Raw genomic sequence first — 24212 nt, forward strand, 5'->3', positions numbered from 1 at the left:
CTATCTAAATAGGAATTAAAAAATATAGATTCTGCAACTTATTACAACAGATTAAGAATTTCAATTGCTAATAAATAAAATTCTAGCTTCTAATTAATAATAAAATTCATTTACAAAAATAACTTGTAATTATTTAATATATATTCAATAATAATTTCGATTTTATATTAGGGATTGTAAAAAATATTTTAATTATAATTTTATCTATTTGTTTGAGATAAATATTTACGAATTCTATTTAGTTATTCTTAAAATTTTATTTAGTTTTAAAAATTAAATGATAATGATGTCAAAAATATTTCTACCCATTCTCTTTTTTTTATTTTTTTCTCCTTTAAATTCTCAAAATAATCTTGATGACTTAATCACAAAGCTCGAAATAGAAATGTCTAAAAAGACAAGCTATCAAGAAGCTAAAGAATCACGAATAAAAAGTTTAAAAGACCTTTTATCCGAAAAAGACATTACTCCAGAAAACAAATATTTTATCACTAATAAATTAATCGCTGAATATGCTTATTTCAGTTTTAATTCTTCACTTTTTTACATTGAAGAAAATTTAGCTTTGGCAAAAAAAATTGGAAACGACTTTTTTATAAAAGAATCTACCTTAAAACTTGCTAAACTTTTAGCTACTTCTGGTAGATATGATGAATCTATAAATTTACTAGAAGAAATAAATTCATCAAATTTATCTAAAGAACTAATTATTGAATATTATAGTATTTTTAAAAGATGCTATTCAGAACTTAGAACCATTTCTAGGGTAAAAAACATAATAGATAAGTACAATACACTTTATTTAATCTATAAAGATTCTCTAAATTCACAAATTAAAAAACTGAAAAATAATTCTAATTTATATTTAGCCATAAAAGAACAAAATTATAGAGATGAAGGCAACACTATAGAAGCACTAAAAATAAATGCTAAAAGATTGTCTTTAGCAAAAATGGGTACCAGAGAGTATGCACTTGTAACTTTTAATAGATCTTATATGAGTGCCGAAGTTGAAGGCAATAATCTAAATCAAAAAAAATATCTAATACTTTCTGCTATTTCAGATATACAAGCTGCAATTAAAGATAATGCTTCTTTAGCCAATTTAGCTGTAATATTTTTTGAAGAAGGTAATGTAGATAGAGCACATAAGTATATTAATTTTTCTTTTGAAGACGCTAAATTTTACAATTCTAAATTAAGGTTTTTAGACATCTCAAATGTATTACCTGTAATATCAAAATCTTATGAAACAAAAAATAATAAACAAACCAACAAACTTAAAAAGCAACTAATATTTATTAGTGTTCTTTCTTTAATATTAATGATCTCCATCTTTTTTATTATAAAACAAAATAAAAAAATAAACCAAGGAAAAAAATATTTAAAAACAGCTAACCTACAACTCAAAGAATTAAACGAAAAACTAAGTTTTACTAATAGTGACCTTAAAAGACTATATGAAGAACTCTCTTCTGTAGATATAATTAAAGAACAATATATTGGAACATTTTTAAACTTATACTCAGAATATATAGACAAGTTAGATGTATACAGAAAAACAGTTAGCAAATATATAATTACAAATAAAACCAAAGATTTACTAGAGTTAAGTAAATCTAAAAAGATTATTGAAAGCGAATTAAAAATATTTTACGAAAATTTTGATAAATCTTTTTTACACATCTATCCAAACTTTATTAAAAATTTTAATGAACTCTTAAAAGAGGATGAAAGAATTATTGTAAAAGAAGACGACTCTTTAACTGTAGAATTAAGAATTTTTGCACTGATTCGATTAGGAATTACAAACAGCTCTAAAATCTCAAAAATATTAAGGTACTCTGTAAATACAATCTACAACTATCGTGTAAAAATTAGAAACATCGCTATCAATAGAGAAGAATTTGAAGATATGGTTAAAAAAATTAAATAACTAAATTTTACATTTTTTATCAAAATTTATATTTTAAATTACCCTAATCTTTATCTAAATTAACTTTTCAATCTACCTTAATATTACAAATATACTACTTTATTAAATCATTATAATAAACCCAAAACTCTAAAATAATGATATTTATAGATTTTTACTTAAATGAAAATCTACTTTAATACTACTTCCTATTGTACTATAGTCAATGCTTCGTTTAATTTGTTAAATAATTCTAAAAAACTGTCTTAGATAAATTCTAAAAAAGTTTGAAACTAAAAACTAAATTAAACTTAAACATGAGAAAAAATCACTTAAACTTTAAACTATTTGTTATTTTATCTCTTATAACAACTTGGGTTTCTTTGGCACAAGAAATTACAATAAGAGGTAATGTTTTAGACGAAACAGGAGAACCTATACCTGGTGTTAATATCCTTATAAAAAATACAACTAAAGGAACAGCAACAGATTTTGATGGCAAATTTACAATTGCGGCAAAAAAAGGAGATATTTTAACCTTTAGCTATCTTGGTTATGCTAAACAAGACATTTTAATTAATACAGAAACAAATATATCTATAACTTTAGTACCTGATAATCGATTAGACGAAATAGTTGTAGTTGGTTATGGTACACAGAAAAAAAGTGTTGTTACTGGAGCCATTTCTGGTGTTAAACAAAGCGAATTAGAAGATTTACCCATAACAAGAGTAGAACAAACATTACAAGGTAGAGTTTCTGGTATAACAATAGCTGCTAACTCTGGTCAGCCTGGTTCATCATCTACTGTTCGTGTTAGAGGTATTACTACACTAGGTAATAACGAACCACTTTGGGTAGTAGACGGAGTTGTAGTAGACTCTGGTGGAATTGGTTTTTTAAATCAGTCTGATATTGCTTCTGTAGAAGTTTTAAAAGATGCTGCTTCACAAGCAATTTATGGAGCTAGAGCTGCAACTGGTGTAATTTTAATCACTACAAAAAAAGGAAAATCTGGTAAAATAAGTGTCAATTACAATGGATATACTGGTACTTCTTCTGCTGCTAGAAAATTAGACTTACTTAATGCTAGTCAATATGCTACTTTATTAAATGAAAAATCTGTTGCTGGTGGAGGAAACCTTATTTTTTCTGACCCACAATCTTATGGAGAAGGAACTGATTGGCAATCTGCTATTTTTAATGACAGTGCAAAAAGAACTAGCCATGAAGTTAGCTTAAGTGGTGGTAATAATACCTCTACATTTTACGCTTCTTTTGGTTATCTAGACCAAGAAGGTATTGTAATGAGTAATATTTCTAATTATTTAAGAAAGAATATTCGTTTAAACTCTACTCATAAAATTTCAGATAAAATAACTTTTGGACAATCTTTAGGTTATTCTAACGAAAAAAATGTGGGTATCGGTAATACCAATAGCGAATTTGGTGGGCCATTATCTTCTGCAATAAATTTAGATCCAATTACCCCTATAGTAGAAACAGATCCAATACTTGCCAATCAAGCTCCTTATACAAATAACGGAATTTGGAAAGATGCTAATGGAAATCCTTATGGAATATCAACTTTAGTAGCACAAGAAATGTCTAACCCATTAGCTTACGAGCAAACACTTTTAGGTAATTATGGTTGGTCAGATAATTTTGTTGGTAATGCTTATCTAGAATTTGAACCAATTGAAGGCTTAAAATTTAAAAGTACTCTAGGTGGTAAATTAGCTTACTGGGGCTATGACAGCTACACACCAGTTTCTTATTTAAATGCAGCAACTATTACCACACAAAACAATATTTCTAGAGGTAGAAATAAAGGTTTTGGATGGAATTTAGAAAACATAGTATCTTATTCTAAAGAAATTAAAAATCATAATTTTAATCTTTTAGTTGGGCAAGGGGTTTATGTAGATAATATTACAACTGGCGAAAACGTAACTTATTTCGGAATTCCGGTTGATAATTATAAAGATGCATCATTTAACTTTAGTGTTCCTACAGATCAAATAACAGCTTCTGCCTACACAGGAAACGAACACCGAGTAACATCATTATTTTCTAGATTAACTTATAATTTTGATGAAAAATATTTATTTACTGCAATTGTAAGAAGAGATGGTTCTTCTAGATTTGGTTCTAACAATAAATATGGATTTTTTCCTTCATTTTCTGCTGGTTGGGTACCTTCTAAAGAAAATTTTTGGGTAGATAATGATATCGTTACTCAATTAAAAATTAGAGGTGGGTATGGTGTTACAGGTAATGATAATATTGGCGATTTTCAATACCTATCTACAATTGGTGGTGGTAGAAACTACACAGTTGGTACTTCTGGTTCTGTAACTATTGGTAACAGCCCTAACGCTCCATCAAATCCAGATTTAAAATGGGAAGAAACGAGTCAATTAAACATCGGTTTTGATGCAAGATTATTTGATAATATTTCTGTTGCTTTTGATTGGTATAAAAAAGAAACTACAGGTATTTTACAAAGCATTACCATACCTGGTTATGTTGGTGCAATTGGAAGCCCAACTGGTAATGTTGCAGATATGGAAAATAAAGGTATTGATTTAGAAATTGGATATAATAAACAATTCAATGAAGTTAATTTTTCTATAAATGGTAACGTATCTTATTTAGAAAATGAAGTTACATTTTTAGGTAATGGTGTAGATTTTTTATCTGGTGGTGCAACAATACAGTCTAGTACCTACCCTATTACAAGAACTCAAATTGGGCAACCTGTAAACTCATTCTACGGATTTAAAACGAATGGAATTTTTCAAAATCAAGAAGAAATTAATAATTATGTAAACTCTGCAGGTACTATAATTCAACCAAATGCACAACCTGGAGATTTTAAATGGGTTGATTTAGATGATGATGGAGATATTGATTCTGATGATAGAGATTTTCTAGGAAGCTCAATTCCTAAATTTACATACGGATTTACCTTAAATCTAGATTATAAGAATTTTGATCTTTTAGTATTTGGTCAAGGTGCAGCTGGTAATAAGATTTTTCAAGGATTAAGAAGGTTAGATGTAGAAAATGCAAACTATCAAACATCTGCTTTGGGTAGATGGGTTGGAGAAGGAACATCAAACACTTTTCCAAGGTTAACTACAAACGATACTAACAATAACTTTTCTAACCCTTCTGATTTTTACTTAGAAGATGGCGATTATTTTAGAATTAAAACACTACAAGTGGGTTACACGCTTCCATCAGATGTGTCAAAAAAATATGGTGTTAGTAAATTAAGAATTTATTTAACTGCAGAAAACTTATTCACTTTCACAAAATATAGTGGATATGATCCAGAAATTGGTGGTGGTATTTTTGGTATTGATCGTGGGTATTATCCTCAAGCCAAAACAAATCAAATTGGTATCAATTTACAATTTTAACTAAAAAACTTAAAAAGATGAAATTAAAAAATATAAAAAATATAAATATTATACTACTCATATGTATTGTTATGATATCTTGTAGTGAAGAATATTTAGAAGTAACACCTAAAGGTACTGCGTTAGAAGAAAACTATTATACCAATGAAGCTGAAGCTTATTCAGCACTAATAGCTGTTTATGATGTTATTGGTAAACAATCAAGAGGTTTTGAAAACATGATAGCCTTGTTAAATTCTGGATCAGACGATCATTATACAGGTGGTGGTAGTTCTTCAGACGGTTCTCAATTACAAGCATTTTCTAATTATACAATTAGCGAATCTAACATTGGTACTAGTTACTGGAACGATTTTTATCAAGGTATTTTTAGAGCTAATATTTTATTAGTTAAACTTCCAGATATTGACATGTCTGAAACAACAAAAAGTAGACTTGAAGCAGAAACCAAAGCATTAAGAGCAATATATTATTTTGAGCTAGTTAGGTTGTTTAAAAATATACCTTTAATTACTGCTCCTATACCAACATCAGAAATCTACAATATAGAACAAGCAGATCCTAATGAAGTATATGCACAAATAGAAACAGATTTATTAGGGGCAATTCCTAATTTACCAATCTCTTTAAATGTAGCTAACGAAGGTGGTAGATTAACTAAAGGAGCTGCAAAAGCAGTATTAGGTAAAGTATATTTATACCAAGGAAAAAATACAGAAGCAGCTGCTCAATTTGCTGAAATTAACGGAACTCCAGGTACAACAAGTTCTTACGGATATAAATTACTTGATAATTTTTCAGACTTATGGCAAATTAGTAACATTTATAACAGTGAATCTATTTTAGAAATTGCCCACACAGATCAGAGTAATGCTGATTGGTGGTTTTGGGGAGGAAGCGCAGACGAAGGAAACAGCCTAAATGTTATGGTTGGTCCAAGAGGCTATATAAGAAACAATAATTCTGCACCAGACTATGCTGCTGGTTGGGGATTTAATGTAATTACGCAAGATTTACACGATGCTTTGTTAGGAGATCCAAGGTTTGACGATACAATTGAAGACCTACAGGCTCTTAAAGATGCTGGAGATGTTTCTTTTGATGAAAGTTACCAACATACAGGTTATTATTTAAAAAAGTTTATGCCTTTAACTTCAGATGTTTCTACGGGTGGTGGTGCAAGTGTTTTAAACTATCAACAACACACTTATATGATACGTTTAGCAGACACATATTTATTAGAAGCTGAAGCATTAGGTGGTACAGGTACTCGTGCACAATCTTTATTAGATGCTGTTAGAGCTAGAGTAGGTTTACCTTCTATACCTGTATCTATAGAAGCCATTTTAAATGAGCGTAGATTAGAATTAGCTGGAGAAGGCCATAGATGGTACGACTTGGTTAGAACTGATAAAGCTGCAAGTGCTTTAGCTAGTAAAGGGTTTGTTGCAGGAAAAAATGAAATTCTACCAATTCCTTTAGCTGAGTTAGAAAACACTTTGCTTGTACAAAACCCTAATTATTAATCTTTAAAATAAAAACATTATGAACTTACATATAAAATTAAAATACATTTTTAAGTTTTTACCTTTAGTTTTAATAGGGTTGATTTTTACATCTTGCCAACCAGAAGAATTAGGTGAAGGTAATGGTTTAACAGCTGATAATTTAGATGCAGATTTTACCATTTCTGAAATAACAGACGCAAATAACACATATTCTTTAAATGCCATTAACAGCTACATATCATCTAGTTGGGATTTAGGTAAAGGAGGTGGATTTTCTTCTGGTGGTAATTCTGCAGAGGTGTTTTTTCCTGATGCTGGTACGTATACAGTACAACATAAAGTAACTGGTATAGGTGGGGTTTCTTCTGTATCTTCTCAAACTGTAAATGTTGCAACTTCAGACCCAATTGCTGGTAATATTGTTAAAGGTGGAAAATTTGAAGATGCTAGCGCTCATAGCGAATGGACTATTTTAAACATCAGCGCTTCTGGTGCAAACTGGACATTTAATGATGGTAGTGCTACCATTGTTGCAAGTGGTTGGAATCAACAAGCCATTTATCAACCTATTGAGGTTATTGCAAATAAAACTTATACAATAGATATGATTGTTTCTGGTGATGGAAATGATGAAACTTGGTTTGAAGTTTTTGCAAGTACAGTAGAACCTGTACAGTGGAATGATTACGCAAGCAATGTGGTTATGGGTTTAAATACTTGGGGAGGCTGTGGTACTGGTTCTTTTAACGGAATACTTTCTTCTGTTGGTTGTGTAGATAGCTCTTATACTAGCTCTAAAAGTAATGAAGTAACTTTTGATACTTCTGGAACAATATACCTTGTTATAAAATGTGGTGGAAACCAAACTTCTGGAATCACAATTTCTAATGTAGAAATGAGAGGTAAAATTTAAGAAAATTTAGATTTTTTTCAAATTATTTAAATTAATTGTTTAAAGCCCATATTCAATTTAAATATGGGCTTTATTAAAGTATAATATTTTAATAATAATTAGTATGAAACATATTGCCATTTTATTTTCTTTATACTTTTTGTGGAGTTGTTCATCAAACTCTGCTATAGACAAAGTAAATGATATTACTGATGATTCAAGCATTTCTTATAGTAATGTAGATCTTTACTTAACAAATGCAGATAAAACCGAATTATTTCAATTTTATGAAAAAAGTATCCCGAATTATGTAACAAATATTAATTTTTCTATTAATGTAGCCCCTAATATAACTTATCAAGAAATAGACGGATTTGGTTTTTCTTTAACAGGTGGTAGTGCTATGCTGCTAAACAATATGTCTCAAACAGAAAGATCAAAAACATTAAACGAACTTTTTAGTGAAAATGGTATTGGCGTAAGCTATTTAAGAGTAAGTGTTGGGGCTTCTGATTTAGATGCTGAAGTTTTTTCTTACAATGATTTAGAATCTGGCCAAACAGACATTAATTTAAATCAATTTTCTATAGAAAAAGACAAAGAAAACTTAATTCCTGTTTTAAAAGAAATTTTGACTATAAACCCAGCTATTAAAATCATGGGCTCTCCTTGGTCTGCTCCTATTTGGATGAAAGACAACAACAATTCTATAGGAGGTAGTTTAAAACCAGAATATTATGATGTATATGCTCATTATTTTGTAAAATACATACAAGCCTATCAACAAGAAAACATAACAATAGATGCAATTACCATACAAAACGAACCTCATCATGATGGTAATAATCCAAGCATGTATATGGAAGCTGCTGATCAAGCTGAATTTATTAAAAATCATTTAGGTCCTAAATTTGCATCCGAAGAAATTAAAACCAAAATTATTGTTTGGGATCATAATGCAGACAACACTTCTTATCCTATCAGTATTTATAATGATGCTGAAGCTAACAAATATATAGATGGTGCAGCTTTTCATCTTTATGCAGGTGATATAAATAATCTAAGTAGCGTTCATAACACATATCCTAATAAAAACTTATATTTTACAGAACAATGGGTAGGTGCAAATAGCAATTTTGCAGACAATTTACGTTGGCATACAAAAGAATTAATTGTTGGTGCTACTAGAAATTGGTGTAAAACAGTATTAGAATGGAACTTAGCTTCTAATTCTAACTTAGAACCACATACTCCTGGAGGTTGTACAGAATGTTTGGGCGCTCTTACAATAGATGGCAACAATGTAACAAAAAATGATGCCTATTATATTATTGCACATGCTTCTAAATTAGTAAGACCTGGTTCTACAAGAATTAGCTCTAACTACACCAATGATTTACCTAACGTCGCTTTTAAAACACCTAATAATGAAATTGTTGTTATTGTTCTTAACAACACTTCAATAGATAAATCTTTCAATATAAATGTACTAGACCAACCCATAACTACTTCACTAAAAGCAGGAGCAGTTGGTACTTATGTATGGAAATTATAAAAAAAATAAAAAAATGATAAAAAAAAGTATTTCAATAATAACCTTAACGCTATTAATGATTTCGTGTAATAGTTCTAAAAAAGATGCTTTTGTAGAAGAAAATCTTAAAGCAACACAAATAACACCAAAATCTTTACTTAATAAAAAAGCTATTATTTATACAACAGCTAAAGACACAGATTTAAGGTTATCTCTAACTAACGAAAATATATTTAAACAGTCTAATCAACCTAAAGAAACAGATGTTTCCATCTTTGTAAATCCCCAAAAAACTTTCCAAGAATTTTTAGGTATAGGTGGCGCAATAACAGATGCTTCTTCAGAAGTTTTTTCTAAATTAAGTGCAGATAAACAAGAAGAATTGCTAAAAGCTTATTATTCTGAAGAAGGTATTAATTACAACATTATTAGAACCAGTATTCATAGTAGCGATTTTGGTTTAGGAAGCCATACTTATATTGAAGATGGAGATAAGGAACTTAAAACATTCTCTATAAAAAAGGATAAAGTAAAACGTATACCAATGATAAAACGCGCACAAGCATTAATAAAAGACGATTTAGTGTTTTACGCAAGTCCTTGGAGTCCACCTGCATTTATGAAAACCAATAACCACATGTTACAAGGTGGTAAATTACTGCCAAAATACTACCAAACTTGGGCAGATTATTTTGTAAAATTTATAAAGGCTTACGAACAAGAAGGCATTCCTGTTTGGGGTGTAACCATACAAAATGAACCAATGGCGGTTCAACGTTGGGAATCTTGTATTTATACAGCAGAAGAAGAACGTGATTTCTTAAAAAACAATTTAGGTCCAACCTTTGAAAAAAATGGATTTGCTGATAAAAACATTGTAGTTTGGGATCATAACAGAGATTTAATCTCTCACAGAGCCAATACTATTTTCGAAGACAAAGAAGCTATGAAATATGCTTGGGGAATTGGGTATCATTGGTATGAAACTTGGACAGGTGGTGATCCTAAATATGACAACCTAAAGAATATTAAAGAATCTTTTCCAACCAAAAACTTATTGTTTACAGAAGGATGTCAAGAAAAATTTGATGCAAATGAATACCAAAGATGGTCTAATGCTGAGCGTTATGGAAATTCTATGATTAACGATTTTAATAGCGGAACTGTTGGATGGACAGACTGGAATATTTTACTAAATGAAAACGGAGGGCCTAATCATGTTCAGAATTTTTGCTTTGCACCTATACATGCAGATACCACAACAAATGAATTAATTTACACACCATCTTATTATTATATTGGTCATTTCTCAAAGTTTATTAACCCAAAAGCAGTGAGAGTTAGTACAACAACTAGCAGAAGCACACTAGAAAGTACATCTTTTAAAAATATAGATGGCTCTATTGTTACTGTGGTTATGAATAAAACTAACAGTAAAATAGTTTATAATTTAATTGTTGGAAATAATGAAATTTCTTTAGAAATTGAACCACATGCAATGCAATCAGTATTATACTAAAACATGAAAAAAGTAATCTTAATTTGTTTGATACTTTGTTTATCATGCAAAGTTTCAAAAAACAATACTAATATATCACAAAAAAACTATATTAAAAGTTCTACAAACTTAAATATAGAACAAAGTATTGATAGCCTATTATTAAAAATGACCTTAGAAGAAAAAATAGGTCAAATGAATCAATACAATGGTTTTTGGGATGCCACTGGTCCAGCACCTAAATCTGGAGATCAAGCAGCATTAAAATACGAACACCTAAAAAAAGGATTAGTAGGCTCCATGCTTAATGTAAAAGGTGTTAAACAAGTTAAAGCACTTCAAAAAATAGCTGTAGAAGAAACCAGGTTAGGAATTCCGTTAATTTTTGGGTTTGATGTAATTCACGGATACAAAACAATTGGCCCAATACCTTTAGCAGAATCTGCAAGTTGGGATTTAGAAGCGATTAAAAAAGCAGCACAAAATGCAGCCGAAGAAACAGCAGCATCTGGCATAAACTGGACATTTGCTCCTATGGTAGATATTTATAGAGATGCACGCTGGGGACGCGTTATGGAAGGTGCAGGAGAAGACCCATATTTAGGTTCTAAAATTGGAGTTGCAAGAGTACAAGGTTTTCAAGGTAAAGATTTATCTTCCGCAAAAACAATAGCTGCTTGTGCAAAACATTTTGCAGGTTATGGATTTGCAGAAGCTGGTCGCGAGTATAATACTGTAGATGTAGGTACATCAACCTTATACAACGTCATCTTCCCTCCTTTTAAAGCTGTTACAGAAGCTGGCGTAAGAACTTTTATGAATTCTTTTAATTTATTAAATGATATCCCAGCAACTGGTAATGAATTTCTACAAAGAGAAGTATTAAAAAAAGAGTGGAATTTTAACGGGTTTGTAGTTTCTGATTGGGGATCTATTGCAGAAATGACACCCCATGGTTACGCAAAAAACAATAAACATGCTGCAGAATTAGCGGTTAAAGCAGGTTCTGATATGGATATGGAATCTAGTGCTTATTTAGCAGAATTGGCAAATTTGGTAAAAGAAGGTAAAGTTGATGAAATACTTATTGATGATGCTGTAAAACGAATTTTAAGAGTAAAATTTGAATTAGGTTTATTTGATGATCCTTATAAATATTGTAACCTAGAAAATGAAAAAAATACAATTGGTAAAAAAGAGTTTCATGAAGATGCTTTAGATATCGCTAAAAAATCAATTGTTTTACTTAAAAACGAAAACAATTTATTACCCTTAAAAAAAGAAAATCAGAAAATTGCATTGATTGGTGCTTTAGCCAACGACAAAACGAGTCCTTTAGGTAGCTGGAGAATAGCTGGCGATGATGGAACAGCTGTTTCTGTTTTAGAAGGGTTGCAACAATACAAAGGCAATACACTAAAATATGCTAAAGGTGCAGATGTAATTACTAAAGATTCTAAGGTAACCTTTGTAAACGAACTTAAAATAAATGAAACAGACACTTCTGGCTTTGCAGAAGCAATACAACTAGCCAAAGAATCTGATATTGTTGTTATGGTTTTAGGAGAACATGGTTATCAAACAGGAGAAGGAAGAAGTAGAACCAATATTGATCTTCCTGGTGTTCAACAAAAACTCTTAGAAGCAATTTACAACATAAATAAAAAAATTGTTCTTGTATTAACCAATGGTAGACCACTTGCAATTACATGGGCAGATAAAAATATACCTGCTATTGTAGAAGCGTGGCATCTTGGGGTACAAAGTGGTAATGCAATTGCACAAGTGTTGTATGGCGATTACAACCCAAGTGGAAAACTACCCATGACATTTCCTAGAAGTGTTGGACAAATTCCTATTTACTATAATTATAAAAACACTGGGCGTCCTTATGGAGAAAATAGTGATGTTGTTTTTTGGTCTCATTATAGTGATGAAAGCAACAGGCCATTATATCCTTTCGGATATGGTTTAAGTTACACAACGTTTTCTTACAAAAACCTAAAAATAAACGCCTTAGCAGACAGAAAAATTAGTATTTCTGTTGATGTAAGTAATACAGGAAGCGTACAAGGAAAAGAGGTTGCACAACTTTACATTCAAGATAAATTTGCTGCTATAGCAAGACCTGTAAAAGAATTAAAAGGTTTTAAAATGGTAGCGCTAAACCCAAAAGAAACCAAAACAATTGAGTTTACCTTTACTGAAAAAGAATTAGGATTTTACACAAACAAAGGACAATTTATTGTAGAGCCTGGTGAATTTAACGTATATGTTGGCGGAAATTCAAATGCCACACTTTCTAACCAATTTATCTTAAAATAAAAACAAATATAAAAACAATGAAAAATAATTTTCTTCTAGCAATTACTTTAATTTTATTGTCATTTCTGTCTTGTAGTAGTGATAATCAAATTGATGAACCAAACCCACCAACAAACTTATCTATATCTGGAGTTATTTTTGGCGCAGACACTAATAACCCTAATGGAGATGGTAGTGGTGTTGTAGATTTTACAATTACAGCTACCAATGCAACCTCTTATAAAGTTTTAATTAATAACGAAACTTTAGAGCTTACTCAAAACACATTTAGTTACACTTTTACACAAGGTGGTACTAATAATTACGAAATTATAGTTGCTGCGTATAATTCATCTGGTAATACTAGTGTTACATATTCACTTTCAGTTTATGTAAAAACAGAATTAGCACTAATTTGGCAAGATGAATTTGATGCTAATGGCGCTCCTAATTCTGCTAATTGGGGTTACAACACAGGTACTGGTGATAATGGTTGGGGTAATAACGAATCTCAATATTACACAGATAGATTAGACAATGCAAAAGTAGAAAATGGTGTCTTAAAAATTACTGCCAAAAAAGAAAGTTTTGGAGGGTCTGAGTATACTTCAGCAAGACTTATTACTGCTGGTAAATTTGAGTTTACCTATGGTAGAGTTGATGTACGTGCTAAACTACCTGCAGGTGGTGGTGTTTGGCCTGCTATTTGGATGCTTGGAGCAAATTTTGGTTCGGTAGGTTGGCCTGCTTGTGGTGAAATTGATATTATGGAGTATGTTGGTAATAATCCAGGGCAAATATCAAGTGCTTTACATACAACATCCAGCTCTGGCAACACTGTTAATCATAAGGTTACTTCTATTAGTAATGAAACCACAGAATTTCATATATACTCTGCCATTTGGACAGAAAGTAGTATAACTTTTCTATTAGATGATGTAGAATATTATACCTATAATCCATCAACTAAAAATAATGATACATGGCCGTTTTACAACAATCAATTTTTGATTTTAAATATAGCTATGGGTGGTAATTTAGGGGGTACTATCGATCCTAATTTTGATGTATCTACTATGGAAATAGATTATGTAAGAGTTTATCAATAAGACCAAAAATGACAGCAAATTTTCAATTATTAGATTATATAATTTTTATAGCATACGCTATCTTAATTCTTGGTGTAGGCCTTTGGGTTTCTCGTGATAAAAAAGGGCATGAAAAAAATGCTGAAGATTATTTTTTAGCAAGCAAAAGTTTACCTTGGTGGGCAATTGGTGCAAGCTTAATTGCTGCAAATATTTCTGCAGAACAATTTATAGGAATGTCTGGCTCTGGGTTTGCTTTAGGATTAGCCATTGCGTCTTACGAATGGATGGCTGCAATTACTTTAATAATTGTAGGTAAATATTTCTTACCCATATTTATTGAAAAAGGATTGTACACAATTCCTGAATTTGTAGAAAAACGTTTCTCTACAAACTTAAAAACAATTCTAGCCGTTTTTTGGATTGCTTTGTATGTATTTGTAAATCTGGCTTCTGTTCTTTATTTAGGATCATTAGCTTTAGAAACCATAATGGGTATTCCAATGATTTATGGAGTTATTGGCCTTGCCTTATTTGCAGCTGCTTACTCTTTATATGGTGGCCTTTCTGCAGTGGCTTGGACAGACGTAATTCAGGTTGTATTTTTAGTTCTTGGTGGTTTGGTTACTACATATTTAGCTCTAAATACCGTTTCTGGAGGAGAAGGTGTACTAGAAGGAATTAAAACTGTTTACAATGCTGCACCAGACAGATTTGCAATGATTTTAGATAAATCTAATCCTGAATTTAAAAACTTACCAGGTATAGGTGTTTTAGTGGGTGGCTTATGGGTTGCCAACTTATATTATTGGGGGTTCAATCAATATATTATCCAAAGAACTTTAGCTGCAAAATCTTTAAAAGAATCTCAAAAAGGTATTCTTCTTGCTGCATTTTTAAAGTTAGTTATTCCACTTATAGTTGTTGTTCCAGGTATTGCTGCTTATGTAATGGTTAATGACCCAGAAATTATGGCTCGTTTAGGAGAAGCTGGTTTAAAAAACTTCCCCACTTTAAAACAAGCTGATAAAGCTTACCCTTGGTTGTTACAATTTTTACCTACAGGTATGAAAGGTATTGCATTTGCAGCTTTAGCAGCTGCAATAGTTTCTTCTTTAGCCTCGATGTTAAATTCTACTTCAACAATATTTACAATGGATATTTATAAGCAATACATCAATAAAAATGCAAGCGATAAAGCTACTGTAAATACAGGAAGAATTTCTGCCTTTGTTGCTTTAGTTATTGCTTGTATTATGGCACCACTTTTAGGCGGAATAGATCAAGCTTTTCAATTTATACAAGAATATACAGGTATAGTATCTCCAGGTATTTTAGCAGTATTTATGCTAGGGTTATTTTGGAAAAAAACAACCAATAAAGCTGCAATTATTGGGGCATTAGTCTCTATACCTATTGCTCTTGTATTTAAAACTACGGCTATGCCTTGGATGGATCAAATGGGATTAACAGCGGTTTTAACAATGGTTGTAATTGTTATAACAAGTTTTATACAGCACAAAGGTAAAGATGATAAAAAAGGTATAGAAATTACAAAAGAATTATTTAAAACTAGTCCTTTATTTAATATTGGAGCATTCGCTATTATGCTAATTTTAGTGGTTCTTTATACTCTATTCTGGAATTAATTAACATAAAACTAAACCATAAGCTTTTCTTTAAAGAGGCTTTTTACAAATACATATTTTAGCTTAACATTATGAAAAATTTAGTTTCAATTCTTTTACTATGTTTTTTTATCAATTCTTGTAATCAACAAGTAGAAAAACAAGAATTTAAATCCGAAGCAATTTTTCAACCTTTTCAACCTCCAATTGCTTATAAGGATGCAAAAAACCAAGCTTTAAAAATAATAGATCAAATGACTATAGATGAAAAAATTTCATTAATTGGTGGTCATAATGTGTTTTTTACAAAAGGATTTGAAAAGTTTAATGTACCAGCTATGTATCTCTCAGATGCAACACAAGGAGTTAACATTCGTTCTCACCTAGATGATCAACTAGAAAAATCAGTTGCTTTTCCAAGTCCAATTGCTTTAGCAAGTACTTGGAACAAAGAGTTGGCTAGTAATTATGCAAAATCTATTGGAGAAGAGTGTAGAGCTGGTGAAATTGCTGTGTTATTAGGTCCTGGAATGAATATCTATCGTATTTCACAAAATGGGAGAAATTTTGAATACTTTGGAGAAGACCCTTTCTTAGCTGCAAGAATGATAGAAAATTATGTGGTTGGTATGCAAAGTACTGGCACAATAGCAACACTTAAACACTTTATTGCAAATAATACAGATTATAAGCGAAGAACATCAAATTCTGTAGTAGATAATAGAACCTTACACGAAATTTATTTACCTGCTTTTGAGGCTGGTGCAATGGCTGTAATGACCTCATATAATTTAGTTAATGGTGAATATGCTGGACAAAGTAAAGATGTAATTACTGGTCTTTTGAGAGAAGACTTAGGCTTTAAATGGTTAGTGATGAGTGATTGGTGGTCTATTTATGATGCTGAAAAAGTGATAAAATCTGGGCTTGATCTTGACATGCCCGGAGAACCAAGAGCTGAATACCCAGACTATATGAAAAAAGATGAATTCTTTTTACGATTCACTGCCAAAACGCTTCTTGAAAAAGGAAAAGTAAAAGAAGAAGACATCAACAGAATGGTTACCAATATTCTTACTACAGAAATTGCTATGGGTTTGTTAGAACGCCCAATTAAAGATGCTTCTTATTTTAAAAATTTCGATCAACACGTAGAAGTGGCTTTACAAACAGGAAGAGAAAGTATTGTACTTCTTAAAAACAACAACGTTTTACCTATTCATAAAAATGATGAAATCTCGATTTTACTAACAGGTGAATATGCTGATAAAATTCCGCACGGAAGTGGAGCTGCTGAGGTAGTTGGCTACGATCATGTAACAATGTTTACAGCTCTTAAAGAAATTTATGGTGATAAAGTTAGCTATATTAAAAATCCAACAGATAATGATATAAAAACACATAGTCATATAATTTACAGCACTGGTACTTTTGATTCTGAAGGTTGGGACAAATCTTTTAACTTTCCTGAGAAAATCAATTCAGAAATTAAACATATTGCTTCTTTAAATAAGAATACAATTGTTTCTGTTAGCTCTGGAAGTGGAACAAATATGAGCGAATGGAATAATGATATTGCTGGACTTATTTATAGTTGGTATCCTGGACAAATTGGTTTTAAAGGCTTTGCTGAAATAGTAGCTGGTATTACAAATCCATCTGCAAAATTACCTATTACCATAGAGAAAAAATTTGAAGACTCACCAGGATATGGCTACATTCCAGAAGGAAAAGAATTGTATACAGGTTGGGACGAAGATCATAGAATTATAGACCCAATTACAGATATTAAATATGATGAAGGTGTATTTATGGGATATCGTTGGTACGAAAATAAAGCTATAGAACCCCTTTACGCTTTTGGTTATGGCTTATCATATACTACATTTGAATATAACAACTTAGTGTTAGAAAAAAATTATATCAACATAGGTGATTCTATTAATTTTAAAATTGACTTAGAAAATACTGGTGCTGTAGATGGTAAAGAAATTGTACAGATATATGTTCGTGATGTAGAATCATCTGTTAAACGACCAATTAAAGAGTTAAAAGATTTTAAAAAAGTGCAATTAACTGCTGGTAAAAAACAGACTTTATACTTCACTCTAAAAAATAGAGATTTTGCTTTTTGGGATGCTGTTACAGAAGATTGGAAAGTAGAACCAGGTAGCTTTGAAATTTTAGTAGGTACAGCTTCAAATAATATAAAAGCAACTGCTAAACTTCTTATTACATTAGAGCAATAAAAGAGTATAAAAAAGTTTTAACAACAAATTAATTTAAGTTATTATCATCCAGAAAATAATTTCTTTTATGTAGCTTAAAAGAGAATCTATTTGCACATATTTTAATAATAAAACATTTCAAAATTCTATTATTTAATCCTGTAGCAAAACAAAAAAAGAAAGTACTTTCTACTCTATTTTTATTGTTATTTTATGATTTTTTTTTAAAAAATACTATTACAAAATACATTTTAATAAGTATTTCTAAACTATTATTAAGATTAGTACACAAAATTTAACCTAGTCTTACTCTTTTAATAACCTCTTCTTTTAAATATAAAAAGTAGAAACACTCTTAAAAATATTCTTCTTTAATTATATTTTAAAAAAATTATTATAATTCCTCTTTAAAATTTAAATGATAAAGGTTCTATCCATTACCTAAATTTTAACCCCCTCTTTTCTACACAAAAGCAACATTTCTGCTACTAGATGTTTATTCTGTTGCACCCTTTTTTAAGTTGTAATTCTATCTTTAAACTTTCTTTGATAAGAGATTAAATCTTTTTTTTAACTTAATAAAACAAATAATATCGCCATATGAATAATGCAAAATTTCTATTATTAATAACTTCTATAACTGCTTTAGGGGGCTTACTTTTTGGTTATGACACAGGTGTAATAAACGGAGCTCAGTTTTACTTAACAAAATATTTTCAATTAGATGCAGCTACAAAAGGATGGGTAGTAGGTAGTGCTCTTTTAGGATGTTTATTTGGTGCAGTTATTGCAGGACCTTTAAGTATAAAATTAGGAAGGAAAACTTCTTTAATTATTTCTGCCATTTTATTTACCATATCTGCTTGGGGTTCTGGGTTACCTAGTTTTTTAGAAGAATCTGTTGCTTTATTAGTTGTTTTTAGAATAATTGGTGGTTTAGGTATTGGTATAGCTTCTATGAATGCACCTATGTATATTGCAGAAATTGCACCTGCCAATAAAAGAGGTAAACTTGTTACTTATTATCAACTGGCAATTGTAATTGGTTTTTTTGCCGTTTTTTTAGTTACTTATTTTATTGGAAACAATTTAACCGAAGCTGAAAATTTAGCGTTTGGTTGGAGAAGGATGTTTTGGTCTGAATTAATACCTAGTGGTTTATTTTTAACTGCTTTATTTCTGGTTCCTAAAAGTCCAAGATGGCTTTTACTAAAAAATAAAAATAAAGAGGCTTTAGTCGTTTTAACAAAAATACACGGTAAAGAAAATGCTAAAAAAGAAGTTGAAGAAATTAAAAATTCTTTAACTAAAGAAACTAAAAAAGGAAAAGTAAATTATTTTTCTAAAAGTATTATTACAATTATAATTATAGGCTCTGTATTTTCTCTGCTTCAACAATTTACAGGTATTAATGCTGTTTTGTATTATGGTGCAGATATTTTTGAAAAATCTTTAGGTTTTGGTAAAGATGATATTTTAAAACAACAAGTATTATTGGCTTTTGTAAATTTAATTTTTACCTTAATAGCCATGGTAACTGTAGATAAATTTGGAAGAAAACCTTTAGTTTACATTGGTTCTGTTGGTATGCTAACAGGTTTTTTAATTTTAGGTTTTACCATTCAACAACAATCTATTGGTATTTTATCTCTTTTAGGTGTTTTAACTTTTATTGGGTCTTTTGCGCTTTCTATGGGGCCCGTAGTTTGGGTGGTATTATCAGAAATGTTTCCTAATAAAATTAGAAGTGTAGCTATGTCTGTAGCTGTAGCTGTACAATGGGCTGGTAATTATGTGGTATCTCAATCTTTTCCTATGGTTACAGTTAGCGAATTAAACAACAATAATTTTTGGAATGGTTCTTTACCTTATTTTATTTTTTCTTTCTTTATTATAATTATAATTATATTCACTTATAAATTTATACCAGAAACTAAAGGTAAATCTCTAGAAGAAATAGAAGCTATTTGGAGTAAATAATATCAATAAATCTGTATATTAAACCAACCATCAAATTTAAAATATGAAAAAAATCTATGTTTTAATAATCTTGTTTTTGAGTATAAATTTATATGCTCAAAAAACCAATAAAGAATATAGTTTTGTAAATATAAAAGAAGGTATACCTAAAGTAGCAGTTTCTTCTATAGTACAAGATCATTATGGTTTTATTTGGATTGGAACAATTGGAACAGGTTTGTATAAATTTGATGGCATTGATTACACTGCTTATAAATTTAATTTCGAAAACACTAACTCTTTAAGCAGCAATCTTGTACAATGTAGCTTTATAGACAGTAAAAACAGACTTTGGTGTGGTACAGAAAACGGATTAAATCTTTACATTAGAGATTTAGATCAGTTTAAAAGAATACAAATAAACAAAAACAGCACGCTTAAAGAAAATGTAACTGCTATAGAAGAAGATTCTTCTGGAAATTTATTAATTGGCACAGATAACAAAGGACTTTACAAACTTAATATCAACAGTTTAGAAACCACTAGAATTTTAGACAATAATTCTACAGATTTAACCATAAATAGTATAAAACACACTAAACAAGGCAAAACTTTTGTAGGTACAAATCTTGGTTTAAAAGAAATAGATTTTATACATAACAAACTTATACACACCAGAATTTTTGCAGATGACAAAAAATCTATTGATGCTGCAATCGAAGATCTTTACCTAGACAATAATAATAATTTATGGATTGGCTTTCAAAGAGAAAAAGGCGTTTATAAATGCGAACTTACTGATGATAGAAATAACAACATCATTAATCTAAAAAAATTAGATTTTTCTAGAAAAAAGATTTTAAAAATCATGCAATTATCAAACAATACAATGATGATTGGTACAGAAAACGATGGTCTTTTTCATTTGGATGAAAATGATGAAATTATAAAAAATTATCTCTACAATAAATCTGAAGAAAACAGCATACTACACAACTCTATTTGGGAACTTTTTATTGATAAAAATGATAGAATATGGTTAGGCTATTTTAATAGTGGTATTGCTGTTAGCGATCACCTTTTTAATAAATTTAATAATATTAAAAGTTTACCAAATAAAACCAACTCATTAAATACAGCTTCTGTAACTAGTATTGTAAAAGATAAATCAGATAGATTATGGATTTCTACAGATGGTGGTGGTATAGATGTTTACAATTTAAAAACATCAAAAATAACGCATATAAATACAAAAAGTAACAAAGTATATTCGGGTTTAAACTCAGACTATATTGTAAGTTTATTTTTAGATTCTAAAAATAATTTATGGGCTGGTAGTTGGGATAATGGTATTTTTCTACTAAAAAACGGAACAAAAAAATTTCTTAATTTTAATAAAAAAAACAAACCCGATATTTTTTCATCAAACACCATTCGAAGTTTTTCTGAAGATTCTAAAGGAATTATCTGGATTGCTACTTTTTTTGAAGGGTTACATTCTTACAACCCTAAAACCAATGAGTTTAAAAAACACAAGTCTAAAGAATTTTTAGAAGAAAAATCTTTAAGCAATAAATTAATGACTGTTTTTGTAGATTCTGAAGATATTATTTGGGTTGGTACTGCAGACGGATTATTTAACGTAAAACAGTTAGAAGATAATACGTTTAAAGTGTTTTCTTTAGGTGAAAGAATGCAAAAAGAATTGGGCAACTCTACAGATGCTAGCCATATTTTATATATCTACGAATCTTCTAAAAAAGATATTTGGATTGGTACCAGAGGCTCAGGACTTTGTAAATACAACAAAACTAACGACACGTATACATGGTATAACAAATCTAAAGGTTTAAAAGAAGGAAATGTTGCTGGTATTATAGAAGATAACGATAAAAATATTTGGATTAGTGGTAATTCTGGTTTAACAAAAATGAATGTAAACAATCTAGAATTTACCAATTATACATCTCATGATGGCCTTTTATCTAACGATTTTAATTTTGGAGCAGTTTTAAAAGATGAAAAAGGAATTTTATATTTTGGTAATTTTAAAGGCTTAGATTATTTTAATCCAAAAGAAATAAAAACAAACGCTAATATACCTTCTTTACATTTAACTGGTTTTAAACTTTTTAATGAAAAAGTAATACCACAAACAAAAAAATCTCCGTTAAAAAAAGTTATTTCAGAAACTAAAAGTATTAATTTATCTCATACACAATCTGTATTTACAATAGAATATACAGGGTTAAATTATACAAGACCAGAAAAAAACAACTATGCATATTATTTAGAAGGATATGAAACGTCTTGGAATTACGTTGGCAGAAAAAGAAGCGCTACTTACACCAACTTAGATCAAGGTAATTATACTTTTAAACTAAAAGCAGCTAACAATGATGGAGTATGGAACGAAACTCCATTAGAACTTAAAATCACCATTTTACCTCCATGGTGGAAAAGTAACTTTGCCTTACTTGCTTATGCTTTAGTTTTAATTTTGTTTGTGTATTTTTTAAATATTTTAATTCAAAAGCGTGTAAAAGAAAAAGAATTACTTAAAAACGAACGTTTACAACAAACTCAAAATGATGAGCTAAATAAAAATAAACTTCAGTTTTTCACTAATATTTCTCATGAATTTAGAACACCTTTAACATTAATTCTAAACCCTATAAAAGACCTCATAAACAACAAAGAATTAAACTTACCAGAAAGTGTAAAAAAGAAGCATGCAATTATTTATAAAAATACAGACCGACTTTATCGATTAATTAATGAACTAATGGACATTAGAAAACTAGAACATAACAAAATGAAAGTTAGGGCTAGTAAAATTAATCTAATAGAATTTACAAAAGATTTAGCCAGCTATTTTCAAGAAGAATCAATTAAAAAAAATATCCTATTAAGTGTCGATTCTGATGTGCCAGATTTAAAGGTATGGGCTGATAAAAAAATGCTAGAGAAAATCATTTTTAACCTGCTGTCTAATGCAATAAAAGCAACACCAAATGGAGGTGCAATAAACATAGAATTATTATCTGATGATAACCTCTACAACTTACCATTAATAAATGATAAGAAACCTGTTAAAGCAATACAAATAATTATTTCTGATAGTGGTTCTGGATTAAATGAAAACGAAGTAGAAAAAATATTCGACCGTTTTTATCAAGTAGAAAATCAAAACAAAACCTATATTGGGGGCACAGGTATTGGTTTAGAAGTGGTTAAAAACTTTGTGCATTTACATAAAGGAACTATTAAAGTACAAAGCAAACCAAATTTAGGTACTACATTCAAAATTCTATTACCTGTTGGCAATGAACATTACAACGAAAATCAGATAGTTTTAGAAGAAAAAGAAGAAGAGTTCTTAAAAGAAGAATTTTTACTTTTTAAACCCGAAAACACTAACGATTTACCAAATAAAACTAAAGAATTAAATAAAACAAAAACCATTTTAATAATAGAAGATAACGTAGAACTTTTAGATTATTTAAAACTAGAACTAAGTTCTGAGTACAAAGTTTTTGCTACAAGTAGTGGTGCAAATGGGTTTAAAATTGCTAAAGAAACATTGCCCGATGTTATTATTACAGATGTAGTAATGCCAGAAATGGATGGTTTTCAGTTCTGTAACTTAATTAAAACAGATGCATCTACAAGCCACATACCAGTTCTTATGCTAACAGCAAGAACAACAATAGAAAACAGAATTGAAGGTATAGAAAATGGTGCAGATGCATATATGGTAAAACCTTTTGATTTAAAATTATTAAAACTACGTTTATCGCAATTAATAATCAGTAGGCAATTAATTTTCGATAAATTTTTTGGTGCTATTAGTGGCGCAGAAGAAAAAATAAACTCTAATTCTATTGATAAAGAATTTATTCAAAAATTATTAGATTATATTAATGATAACATTTCTGACTCTAATTTAAGTGTAGAAGAATTGGCTTCTCAATTAAATTTAAGTAGAAGTCAATTGTATAGAAAAATTAAAGCATTAACTGGGCAAACTGTTAATGAGTTTATCAGAAAAATTAGATTGGAAAGAGCAAAGCAAATTTTAGATGCTGGTAATGCAAACATCAGTGAAGCTTGTTTTAGTGTAGGTTTTTCTTCTCCATCCTATTTTTCAAAATGTTTTAAAGCTCATTTTGGCATCTTACCTTCTGAAATAGAAACTACTAAAATATCTAAAAATTAATATCAAAACAC

General features: G+C 29.8%; 12 protein-coding genes. All 12 read left to right on the top strand.

Annotated elements, in window-relative coordinates:
* Positions 1 to 385 precede the first annotated feature (385 nt).
* The 12 genes from BW723_RS00370 (at position 386) to BW723_RS00425 (ending at position 24201) form a co-directional block, all read left to right on the top strand.
* The gene (locus tag BW723_RS00370) at positions 386 to 1936 is read left to right on the top strand and encodes a DUF6377 domain-containing protein (RefSeq protein ID WP_139059075.1); all 1551 of its coding nucleotides are present in this window, start codon (positions 386 to 388) and stop codon (positions 1934 to 1936) included.
* 296 nt (positions 1937 to 2232) lie between these two features.
* Positions 2233 to 5343: a SusC/RagA family TonB-linked outer membrane protein gene (locus BW723_RS00375; RefSeq protein WP_068358567.1), complete on the top strand. Its 3111-nt coding sequence runs from the start codon at positions 2233 to 2235 to the stop codon at positions 5341 to 5343.
* A gap of 71 nt (positions 5344 to 5414) precedes the next feature.
* Entirely contained in the window at positions 5415 to 6869 is a 1455-nt protein-coding gene (locus BW723_RS00380; protein WP_226789189.1) for a RagB/SusD family nutrient uptake outer membrane protein, read from the top strand.
* A 19-nt stretch (positions 6870 to 6888) separates the two neighbouring features.
* A complete protein-coding gene (locus BW723_RS00385) occupies positions 6889 to 7764 on the top strand; it encodes a hypothetical protein (protein WP_068358573.1) in 876 nt (291 codons plus the stop codon).
* A 103-nt stretch (positions 7765 to 7867) separates the two neighbouring features.
* Positions 7868 to 9298: a glycoside hydrolase family 30 protein gene (locus tag BW723_RS00390; protein WP_068358576.1), complete on the top strand. Its 1431-nt coding sequence runs from the start codon at positions 7868 to 7870 to the stop codon at positions 9296 to 9298.
* 13 nt (positions 9299 to 9311) lie between these two features.
* On the top strand, positions 9312 to 10796 hold the full coding sequence (locus tag BW723_RS00395) for a glycoside hydrolase family 30 protein (protein ID WP_076686447.1): 1485 nt from the start codon (positions 9312 to 9314) through the stop codon (positions 10794 to 10796).
* A gap of 3 nt (positions 10797 to 10799) precedes the next feature.
* Entirely contained in the window at positions 10800 to 13100 is a 2301-nt protein-coding gene (gene bglX / locus BW723_RS00400) for a beta-glucosidase BglX (protein ID WP_068358579.1), read from the top strand.
* Between the two features lie 17 nt (positions 13101 to 13117).
* On the top strand, positions 13118 to 14188 hold the full coding sequence (locus BW723_RS00405) for a glycoside hydrolase family 16 protein (RefSeq protein ID WP_068358582.1): 1071 nt from the start codon (positions 13118 to 13120) through the stop codon (positions 14186 to 14188).
* 8 nt (positions 14189 to 14196) lie between these two features.
* Positions 14197 to 15816: a sodium/sugar symporter gene (locus tag BW723_RS00410; protein ID WP_068358586.1), complete on the top strand. Its 1620-nt coding sequence runs from the start codon at positions 14197 to 14199 to the stop codon at positions 15814 to 15816.
* A gap of 71 nt (positions 15817 to 15887) precedes the next feature.
* Positions 15888 to 18044, top strand: coding sequence for a beta-glucosidase family protein (locus tag BW723_RS00415; RefSeq protein WP_139059076.1), 2157 nt, complete (start codon positions 15888 to 15890; stop codon positions 18042 to 18044).
* 579 nt (positions 18045 to 18623) lie between these two features.
* Complete coding sequence (locus BW723_RS00420; RefSeq protein WP_068358588.1) at positions 18624 to 20003, top strand: sugar porter family MFS transporter; 1380 nt, start codon at positions 18624 to 18626, stop codon at positions 20001 to 20003.
* A 43-nt stretch (positions 20004 to 20046) separates the two neighbouring features.
* A complete protein-coding gene (locus tag BW723_RS00425; protein ID WP_068358591.1) occupies positions 20047 to 24201 on the top strand; it encodes a hybrid sensor histidine kinase/response regulator transcription factor in 4155 nt (1384 codons plus the stop codon).
* Positions 24202 to 24212 lie beyond the last annotated feature (11 nt).

The organism is Polaribacter reichenbachii, from assembly GCF_001975665.1.
GTDB classification, from domain to species: Bacteria; Bacteroidota; Bacteroidia; order Flavobacteriales; family Flavobacteriaceae; genus Polaribacter; species Polaribacter reichenbachii.